The 9,671-nt window shown below is 37.7% G+C and carries 4 protein-coding genes and 1 pseudogene; all 5 read right to left on the bottom strand.

What is annotated here, in order from left to right; translation table 11 throughout:
* On the bottom strand, positions 1-973 hold a 973-nt coding region (pyrD, locus tag AACV33_RS19825), incomplete at its 3' end, for a quinone-dependent dihydroorotate dehydrogenase (RefSeq protein WP_182700568.1).
* Positions 974-1,245: 272 nt separating this feature from the next.
* Positions 1,246-6,078: an NAD-glutamate dehydrogenase gene (locus AACV33_RS19820; RefSeq protein ID WP_182700567.1), complete on the bottom strand. Its 4,833-nt coding sequence runs from the start codon at positions 6,076-6,078 to the stop codon at positions 1,246-1,248.
* Positions 6,079-6,238: 160 nt separating this feature from the next.
* The gene (locus tag AACV33_RS19815; protein WP_017023227.1) at positions 6,239-6,463 is read right to left on the bottom strand and encodes a DUF2835 domain-containing protein; all 225 of its coding nucleotides are present in this window, start codon (positions 6,461-6,463) and stop codon (positions 6,239-6,241) included.
* A 114-nt stretch (positions 6,464-6,577) separates the two neighbouring features.
* The gene (gene pepN, locus AACV33_RS19810; RefSeq protein WP_182700566.1) at positions 6,578-9,181 is read right to left on the bottom strand and encodes an aminopeptidase N; all 2,604 of its coding nucleotides are present in this window, start codon (positions 9,179-9,181) and stop codon (positions 6,578-6,580) included.
* 140 nt (positions 9,182-9,321) lie between these two features.
* Positions 9,322-9,671, bottom strand: a pseudogene (locus AACV33_RS19805) (hypothetical protein); the annotation flags it as partial.

Below are 9,671 nucleotides of genomic sequence, written 5' to 3'. Positions count from 1 at the left end.
CTTTATAGATAAAACCTGAATATACCTGTACAAGATCGGCACCCGCAACCATCTTCTCTTTTGCTGCAACATAAGAGTCAACACCACCAACACCAATAATAGGTAAACTGTCACCTAATAATTCTTTTAATTGACGAACGACTTCAGTACTGCGAGTTTGTATAGGACGACCACTTAGTCCCCCCATCTCCTCTGCGTGCTTCATTCCTTCAACCATAGAACGATCTAATGTCGTGTTTGTTGCAATGACACCATCAATCTTATATTTCATTAAAGAATCGGCAATCTGAGATAATTCATTATCATCAAGGTCTGGGGCAATTTTTAATGCGATTGGAACATACTTACCGTATTTTTCAGCTAACTCTTTCTGCTTCTCTTTCAGTTGAGAAAGAAGATCATCAAGTGCTTCACCATATTGAAGCGTTCGAAGTCCTGGAGTATTTGGTGATGAGATATTAATCGCAATATAACCTGCGTATTGATATACCTTCTCCATACAGATTAAGTAATCTTCAGTGCCCTTCTCGATTGGCGTATCTTTATTTTTACCAATATTAATGCCAATCACGCCATCGTATTTTGCTTTCTTTACGTTCTCTACGAGATTATCAACACCTAGGTTATTAAAACCCATGCGATTGATTATACCCTCAGCTTCAATAAGACGGAAAAGACGTGGTTTATCATTGCCCGCTTGAGGACGAGGAGTTACTGTACCCACTTCAATGAATCCAAAACCCATTGCGCCAAATGCTTCAATGCACTCACCGTTTTTATCAAGACCGGCCGCAAGACCGATAGGGTTTTTAAATTGAATGCCCATTACCTCTACAGGTTTAGACGCTAATTTTTGACGATAGAAGATATCAAGAGGTGTGCCATTAAAGCGCTTGAAGTTTTGAATTGCTAAGTCATGTGCTTTTTCAGCATCAAGTTTGAAAATGCCAGCTCTGGCGATGCGATATAACATTGTAACTCCAAAAAATAAGTCCCGTGTAAACGGGGAGTCATTATTCACTGATTTAATTAACAATTCAAACTTAATCGCACTTAATTTGTCATTATTTATTGCAAACGTAAAGCCAATAAATCGGTATAGAAATAAGTAATCACTTAATTTGATTAAATAGATAGATATATAGGAAAAATTACGGGGTAATAAAAAGCGAAAGTGAATATATACTCACTTTCGCTTAAGTTATGCAAACGTTTGTCTACTGATTATTTAGAGCAATAACCTGGCTAAGAAGCGTTAGACGTACAGCTTAAATTCAATAACATTAACTCTCGTAATGCTACAGAGAATTTAGCAAATTCATGAACTGAACCTACTTTAAATTCATTTAAAATACTGTCCCAACGATCAACTGAAGTACTGTTTTTCTCATACCATTCTTCAATCGCCTGCTCTACTGATTTTCCATCGGTATATTCAGCTAAAACTAACCCAGCCAATTGACGTTGTTGCCAATCTAAATCTTCGCGGAATGACGCTCTTGCAAGGGCTTGCCAATGATTATCAACACCTTGATTATTAATTTGTTTTAAGAACCAATGCAAAGATAATTTATCACCTAATACATAATACAAACGAGCCGCTACAGAAACGGGGTGTTTTGCCGCTTCTGCCGATGCAGAGATATCCATTGCTGAGTATAAACTGCTTAAGCGCGCTAATAAATTACCTAACTCGCACGGTACACCCATTTCAAGGTAATGATTGGCTTGTTCAATATGTTCAATGACTTCATCTTTAACTAAATAATTATCTAAGTTGACTTTAATATCATCAACCGCAGGTTTGTACTTAGCTATCAACTCTTGAATTGACATGTTTTGTGAACCATTACGCAGTAACCAACGAGCCACTCGACGAATCGTTCGACGCATAACAAAGAAAGCATCGTATTGTGCCACTGTCGTTGCTGTATTATCTAACTCACGAATTTGTTTGAATAAGTCTCCAAACTCAAAAATAGCGCGGGTTGCAGAATACGCATTAACAATATCAGTGACCGCGTAACCTGTTTCTTCTTGCATTCGAGTAATGAAGTTACACCCCATTTCATTAACCATTTGATTTGCTAAGCAAGTTGCAATGATTTCTGAACGCAGAGGGTGATTGTCCATTTCCGCTCTATAGTTACGTTGTAACTCAGTAGGGAAATAGGTTTTAAGCAAATCAGCATGATAAGGATTATTTGCAATCTCATCACAAGCAAGTTGCTCTTTTAATACCATCTTTCCATAAGCGACCAAAACAGAGAGTTCAGGACGAGTAAGTCCCTGCCCTAATTTCTCTCTTTCTATTAGAGTTTCATCATCTGGGATAAACTCTAATCCACGATCCAATTGACCTTTCTTCTCTAAGTGATGAATAAATCGGATCTGCTCTTTAACTAACGCGGTACCTTGCTGCTCTGTTACTGAGATCGATTCAGATTGGCAATAAGCATCATCAAGAACAATGTCACCAACTTCATCTTCCATTTTTTCAAGTAAGACATTACGTTGCTTATAAGTAAGATCCCCATTCGCAACAAGACCATTCAGCAAGATCTTAATGTTAACTTCGTTATCAGAACAATCAACGCCACCTACATTATCAACAAAATCGGTATTAACACGGCCACCTTTTAGGCCATATTCAATACGACCCAATTGTGTCATTCCTAAGTTACCACCTTCACCAATCACTTTCGCATTTAGCTCTGCACCATTGATTCTTAACGCATCATTAGCACGGTCACCCACATCGACACTGGTTTCTTTTGTTGCTTTAACATAAGTACCGATACCACCATTCCATAAGAGATCCACATTCATTTTTAAGATCATTTGAATGAGATCATTTGGTGCTAGAGACTGCTTACGTGTACCTAACATTTTCTGAATTTCAGGAGAGAGATCTATCGACTTTGCACGGCGAGAGAAAAGTCCACCACCTTGAGAAATAAGATCTTTATTGTAATCTTCCCAACTTGAACGTGGCAGTTCAAATAATCGATTACGTTCAGGCCAAGTCATTTCAGCATTCGGGTTTGGATCAATGAAGATATGCATGTGGTTAAATGCGGCTTGTAAACGAATATGTTTAGATAACAACATCCCATTACCAAACACATCCCCCGCCATATCACCGACACCTGCGACAGTAAAATCCGTGGTTTGACAATCAATTCCCATTTCTCGGAAATGACGTTTCACTGATTCCCACGCCCCTTTAGCCGTGATACCCATCGCTTTATGGTCATAACCATTAGAACCACCAGAGGCAAAAGCATCACCCAACCAGAAGTTGTATTCTTCAGAAACTGAGTTTGCTAGATCAGAGAACGTTGCTGTTCCCTTATCAGCAGCAACAACCAAATATGGATCATCATCATCATGGCGAACGACATTTTTCGGAGGAATCACTTCCCCTTCAATGATGTTGTCAGACACATCTAATAATGCGCGAATAAATTGTTTATAACAGCGTTGACCTTCAGCAAAGATATCATCACGAGTCGTGAAATTATGCTGCTTCTTACAAACAAAGCCACCTTTGGCCCCAACAGGAACAATGACCGTATTTTTAACTTGTTGTGCTTTAACCAAACCTAAGACTTCTGTTCGGAAATCTTCTTGGCGATCTGACCAACGTAAACCACCACGAGCGACTTTACCACCACGTAAATGGACACCTTCAATATCAGGTGCATAAACAAAGATCTCAAATGCAGGTACAGGCGCTGGAATTTCAGGAATATTTGATGGTTTTAGTTTTAGAGATAGCCATGGTTTTGATTGGTTGTTCTCACAGACTTGATAATAGTTAGTACGAACAGTAGCAACTATCATGTCTACGTAACGTCGGATAATACGATCATCATCCAAGCTTTCTACTTTATCTAAACTCGCAAAAATCGCATCTAATTGTTTTTGTTGTTTTTTCTCACTCCAACCCATTGTTGGATTAAAACGAAGATCAAACAATGCAACAATTGATACCGCTAAATGAGTATGAGTTGATAATGTGTCTTCAATGTATTGTTGACTGAATGGGAAACCAACTTGACGCATATACCGAGCGTAAGAACGTAAAATAGTCACTTCACGGCCAGATAAACCAGCACCAAGTACTAATCGGTTAAAACCATCACTCTCTAATTCACCACTCCAAATTTTCGCAAATGCGTCTTGGAAACGATCACGAGCCTGACGAAGATCGACTTCGGCAGAACCGTTATGAATCATAGAAAAATCTAAAATCCAATCTACAGAGCCATCACTTTTCTTAACGGTATAAGGTGATTCACCAATCACTCTTAACCCTAAGTTTTCAAGCATAGGCATTACATCGGATAAGTGAATAGGTTCATCACGATGGAACAGTTTAAGTTTAACGTTCGCTGAACCTTTCTTTTCTTCTTGAGGACGATAAAACAACATTCCCAACTTATTTTCATCGCTTAAATTTTCTAAACGTTCAATATCCGCAACCGCAGAACCAGGTAACGTCGCTTCTTTGTATGAACGAGGAAAAGCACGTTGATACTGTTTCGCAATCGCCGTTCCTTTACTTTCGCCAAGGTTTGCTACAATCACATCGCATAAACGATCATCCCACGTTGATGCTGCTTCCATTAGGTTATTCTCAATATCTTTCACATTAATATCGCCGTTATTGTTATCTACACGAACAATGTAATGAGTTCTTGCTAATGCACTTTCCGAAAAGAACGTTGTAAATTCAACTTCTTGATCAGAACCAAAGTAACTCTTTAAGATACGTTGAGTTTGACGGCGTAATTCTGTGTTATAGCGCTCTTTTGTTACATACACCATGCATGAGAAGAAACGACCAAACGGGTCACGACGAACAAATAGACGCAACAAATCACGATCTTGCATCTTAACTACGCCGGTTCCGACTTCAAGCATCTCTTCTTCTGTTGCTTGAAAAAGTTCATCACGAGGATAAGTCTCAAGGATATTGTTTAATGCTTTGTAAGAATGAGAGCCTTTGATGTAATGGCTTGCTTCAAGAATACGTTCGACTTTATTACTAAGTAGAGGAATATTAGAAACACTTTGGTTGTATGCCGTTGAAGTATATAAGCCGGTGAAACGATGCTCACCAATCACTTTGCCTTCTTTGTTCAACCGTTTAATACCAATGTAATCAGTATAAGCGGGACGGTGAATTCGAGACTTAGTATTTGATTTAGTTAAGATGAGTAAATCTGATTTTTTAGCCGCGGCTCGAGCAGACGATGGCATATCCGATAGTTTTGTCGCATGAATACGAGAATCTAAAGAAAATAGTCCTAAGCCAGTCTCTGCTGTTGGTGTTAGTTCGTAATCCCCTTCGATAGCAACTAAATCAAAATTCTTATACCCCATTAAGGTAAAGTTATGATCCTGTAACCACGCTAGAAATTGAATGGATTCATTAACCTGATCTTTTCCAATCGGGGAATGATTAGACTCAAGCTCAACAATAACCTCAGTCAACTTTTCAGACATTGGCTTCCATTCATTCACTACACGGCGAATATCTTCTAATACTAAAAATAACTCCGTCTGAAGTGTTTTTATTTCTGCGGGATCACTAAGATGATCTACCTCAAAATGAAAGAGAGTTTGCTGCATTGTAGAATCATTACTGCAGATCGAAATAATCTCACCATTTTCACGAGTAAAACAGTGTGGACCATGCAGCATAAAATGACTTGTCATATCAAGACGGGTAAGGGCCATCTTAACTGAGTCAACTAAAAATGGGTTATCTGGTGTGACAATCTCAACGACGGTGTGTGTTGACTGCCAGCCATCTTGACTTAATGTTGGATTAAAAATACGAACCGAAATATCAGATAGATTTACATCCGACAAATGGTTCCAAAGGCTAAGAGTTGCCCCATACATATCTGATTCATTACGTTGTAGTAAATCATCATCATCAATATTGGCAAATAAACGCTGAGCAAGTTGCGTTATTAGTGATTGTTGAGGCATTTCAAGCTTTTCAGCAATTAAAGCGTACACTTTCTCGAGTAGTACGGGAACGATAGGATCACGCGTCGTCATAAAGCGAATGCTCCGTTTCTTATGATTAGAATTATGTATAATAAGTGTAGCAGTTGATACTGCTTATGCGCCTCATATTGTAAGGATAATATGACGGAAACGTTATGACTTTTTTACGTGCTAGAGGGTTTATAGTTAGAAGTGTGATTAAGGTAGAGGTTTATCCTACTTGTTCAAGATTTACAAACCGATTATTTTGGTCCACAGTTAAACGAAAGCGCCCTTTCACTCCTAATTGAGTTAAAAATGCGCGAAAACGCGACGCTGGTAACTGTAACTTTAAACCTTGTTCAGTCATGACTAAAACCGTACTCGCCGTGCCAGAGTAATGACTTAAAAAGGCTTGGTAGCTAACGTTAACTCTAAAATAATAAAACGTATTCATGATCGACGATGTTATCTACTTTGAATTATCAAAAACAAAGTATAAAGAAAAAACAAAAAATGGTCAGCATAAAATACTGACCATTTATCACTTTTATTGAAGTAAGATCTTATTTTACGCTAACGCTTTCATTACCTTCTCAAACAGATCTTTTGCTAAGTTATCAAGATCAGCCAAGCGCTGCAATTGCGCTTTCATCAACGTTTGACGATCACTATCATACTTCTTAAATTTCAATAATGGATCAATCAAACGTGAAGCTACTTGTGGATTACTCACGTTCAGATCAAGTAAAATATCGCCTAAGAATGCATAGCCTTCACCTGATTTAACATGGAAATTAACAACGTTATTCGCAGCAAAAGAACCAATTAAACTACGAATACGATTCGGGTTTTTCAGACTAAATGCAGAATGATCCATCGTTGCTTTAATTGCTTTCAAGGCATCAACACTTGGGTTTGATCCTTGTAGAATAAACCACTTATCCATAACCAAACCATCATGCGACCACTTATCACTAAAGTCATTCATTAAGCTTTGACGAATAGAAAGTTGTGCCGAGTTAGCCGATACCATTGCGGCCATCGTATCAGTCATGTTATCTGCCGACTCATATTGTGCTTTAACTAACGCTTCACCCTGCTCTGTTTTTGCAAGATAGCTTAATGCACAATTGCGTAAAGCACGTTTCCCAATAGCATCATGTGCAACCGAATAACTAACTTGCTTTAAACTATGATAAGTGGCTGAAAATTCATCTTTTAATTCTGTAGCTAATGTTTGTTTAATAAAACTAAGTGCTTTATCAATGGCATCTACATCAACAATATCAAACCAGCCGGTGATTTCATTGTGATTTGGCAAGACGAACATTTCTGCTATAAATGCATGATCTAATTCTGTATTTAATAATACGCCGCGGAAAGCATCAACTACAGCTTCTGGCAGAACAAGTGCCTCATTATTTTGAACAGAAGTAATGTTCGCACGAATGTAGTTTGCAAGTAACATCTGTCCAGCATCCCAACGAGCAAAATCGTTCTTCGCATGAACCATTAAGAAAATTAGTTCTTCATCACTATAAGCGTAATTTAACTTAACGGGTGCAGAAAACTCACGCAGTAACGAAACTACTGGTTTTTCAGATACTTGTTGGAAGATAAACGTTTGTTCGTCTTCAGTCACATTCAGTATATTACTGACTTCATCATTGTTACAGCGTAACTCAATTGCTGAACCATCTTGCGTATACAACTCAATATCTAACGGAATATGTAACGCAAATTTTTCAGTCTGGTCTTCTGTTACTGGCGTATGTTGTTTCACTGTTAACGCATATTCTTGTTTTGTTTCATCGTATTCAGAAGCAATAGACAAAACAGGTGTACCTGATTGACGGTACCAAAGACGGAATTGTGTTAAATCAATTCCTGATGCATTTTCCATCGCTAATACAAAATCTTCGCAGGTTGCAGCCGTACCATCATGACGTTCAAAATAAAGCTTCATTCCTTTTTGGAAATTCAATTCACCTAATAAGGTGTGCATCATACGAATCACTTCACTGCCCTTTTCGTACACCGTTAACGTATAGAAATTATTCATTTCTATCACTTTTTCTGGACGAATTGGGTGAGCAATCGGACTTGCATCTTCAGAGAACTGAGGGCCGCGCATGATACGAACGTTATTAATTCGGTTTACTGATCGAGAACCAAGATCAGAAGAAAATTCTTGATCTCGGAAAACCGTTAAGCCTTCTTTTAAACTCAATTGAAACCAATCTCGGCAAGTAACACGGTTACCTGTCCAGTTATGGAAATATTCATGACCAATTACCGCTTCAATTCCAAGGTAATCGGTATCGGTTGCTGTTTCTTGTTTTGCTAATACAAACTTCGAGTTAAAAACATTTAACCCTTTGTTTTCCATCGCACCCATGTTGAAAAAATCAACGGCTACGATCATATAAATATCGAGATCATACTCAAGATCAAAACGATCTTCGTCCCACTTCATTGAATTAATTAATGATGCCATCGCATGAGGTGTTCGATCTAAATTACCTTGATCAACATAAATTTCTAGAGCAACGTCACGACCCGATTTAGTCTGGTAAGTGTCTGTTAATACATCAAAATTACCGGCAACTAACGCAAATAAATACGCTGGTTTTGGAAATGGATCTTGCCAATGCACAAAGTGTTTACCACTATCAAGATCACCATGATTAATTCGATTACCATTACTTAATAAATGTGGGTATGCTTTTTTATCCGCAATAACTTTTGTAGTAAAACGAGCCAAAACATCAGGACGATCTAAATAATAAGTAATACGGCGGAAGCCTTCGGCTTCACATTGAGTACAGAAACCATCGCCTGATTTGTACAAACCTTCAAGTGCTGTATTTTCTTGAGGATTTACTTCAGTGGTGATTTTAAGGTTAAATTCACCACTGACATTATGAATCGTTAATTGAAAATCAGTTAAGGTATAATCCGAATACTCAACACCATTAACTGCTAATGATGTAAGTACCATGCCCTCGCCTTCAAGAAGAAGATCCGTTGATTTTTTTAATTGCTTAACTTGAGACGTTGCTGAAATATGTGTTTTAGTATCATCAAGGTCAAATACTAAATCGATGTCTGAAATGGTGAATTCTGGAGATTGATAGTCGTTGCGAAACTTAGCCTGTAGTTGCTGGCTCATAATATATCCTTATGATTTCTATCACTAATAAATAAAAAGCGAGTGATAGTTACTAATTAACTCAGCTATTTTCTCACAAGATATGGCCAGGTTGTAAATTAAAAGTGGCCTCAGCTCATATTTCTATCCTTATAGGCTCATTATTCTCTTTGCAATAATGCGTACATTCCAAACTGTTCATTTTTCAATTCTAATACATCGTCTTTAATTGTAAATGTTGACTCTTGCTCCCCTTCCTCATAAAGCAAAACTAAATCATCATCTTCAAAATAATAATAACCAACCTGCTGATTTTTTTTACCTGTCGTAGAAACAACATCTAATGAAAAAATAAAATCTGAACGTAACTTCAAATTTAATGCTTTAACATTACTTGCCATAATATCTTCACCAGAAACTAATTTTGAACTCCAAGAACCAATAAAGTTTTCAGGAACAACTTTGAAAAATTCAACACCATTTAAGTAAAGACGGTTATGGCTAACTTGAT

The sequence above is a fragment of the Aliivibrio sp. SR45-2 genome (assembly GCF_963890165.1).
Classification (GTDB): Bacteria; Pseudomonadota; Gammaproteobacteria; order Enterobacterales; family Vibrionaceae; genus Aliivibrio; species Aliivibrio salmonicida.
The sequence above is the reverse complement of the archived record's forward strand: the minus strand, read 5'-3'. Positions and strand labels throughout refer to the sequence as shown.

Excerpts from the sequence above, each read along its gene's own strand:
- pepN (WP_182700566.1), bottom strand. The coding sequence starts at position 9,181 with ATGAGCCAGCAACTACAGGCTAAGTTTCGCAACGACTATCAATCTCCA.
- AACV33_RS19820 (WP_182700567.1), bottom strand. The coding sequence starts at position 6,078 with ATGACGACGCGTGATCCTATCGTTCCCGTACTACTCGAGAAAGTGTAC.
- AACV33_RS19815 (WP_017023227.1), bottom strand. The coding sequence starts at position 6,463 with ATGAATACGTTTTATTATTTTAGAGTTAACGTTAGCTACCAAGCCTTT.